Origin of the sequence: Vibrio sp. 10N.261.52.A1, from assembly GCF_002876325.1 — a bacterium.
GTDB classification, from domain to species: Bacteria; Pseudomonadota; Gammaproteobacteria; order Enterobacterales; family Vibrionaceae; genus Vibrio; species Vibrio chagasii.
Window position 1 is genome coordinate 2,367 of record NZ_MCYD01001177.1, and the last position, 260, is coordinate 2,626.

At 43.1% G+C, this 260-nt stretch carries 1 pseudogene; it reads right to left on the minus strand.

Annotation, left to right across the window (positions count from 1 at the left end):
- Nucleotides 1-204 (minus strand): annotated as a pseudogene (locus BCT81_RS29470) (type II secretion protein); the annotation flags it as partial.
- Nucleotides 205-260 lie beyond the last annotated feature (56 nt).

Sequence of the window (260 nt, forward strand, 5' to 3'; positions counted from 1 at the left end):
ATGGTTCAGCTTGATGTTTGACTGATTCCAAGCACCGTCTAAATCAATATCGGTCACCTCAATAGGTTTGGGAAAGCCTTCGATTGCGTAAAGATCTTGGATCGATGCAGTTAGCGTGCTGTCGTCAGAAACAACCAAGTCTGTCGCTTGAACCGACGATTTCATTTTCGACGACGAGTTACGAAATAAAATATCTAAGTCCATCGCTACTTCGCCTTTTTGATTGGGTTAACCAAGCTAATGTTACGGTTGTGCTCAAC